We start from the raw sequence: 279 nt of genomic DNA, 5'->3' as shown, positions 1-279 counted from the left end.
TGGACCCGAAGTACCCGTTGGACCGGCTGTCCTTCATGCTGGAGGACACACAGGTGCCGGTGGTGCTGACGCAGGACGCGCTGGCGGATGAATTGCCCGTCACCACCCAGCAGCTCATCAGCCTGGACGGGGACTGGAAGCGTGCCATTTCGCGCGAGCGTGAAGACGCGCCGGTGACGACGGTGGGGGCGGGCAACCTGGCCTACGTCATCTACACGTCGGGCAGCACGGGCAAGCCCAAGGGCGTGGCGATTGAGCACCGGGGCGTGTCCAACTACC

Annotated in this window: 1 protein-coding gene; it reads left to right on the top strand. The window is 66.3% G+C overall.

All coding sequences use genetic code 11. The annotated features are described in order from the left end of the window. Positions 1-279: AMP-binding protein (locus U8525_RS34600; protein WP_374270993.1), on the top strand; the 279-nt coding region annotated here is incomplete at both ends.

Origin of the sequence: Corallococcus sp. RDP092CA, assembly GCF_041903675.1 — a bacterium.
GTDB lineage: Bacteria > Myxococcota > Myxococcia > Myxococcales > Myxococcaceae > Corallococcus.
The sequence above is the reverse complement of the archived record's forward strand: the minus strand, read 5'-3'. Positions and strand labels throughout refer to the sequence as shown.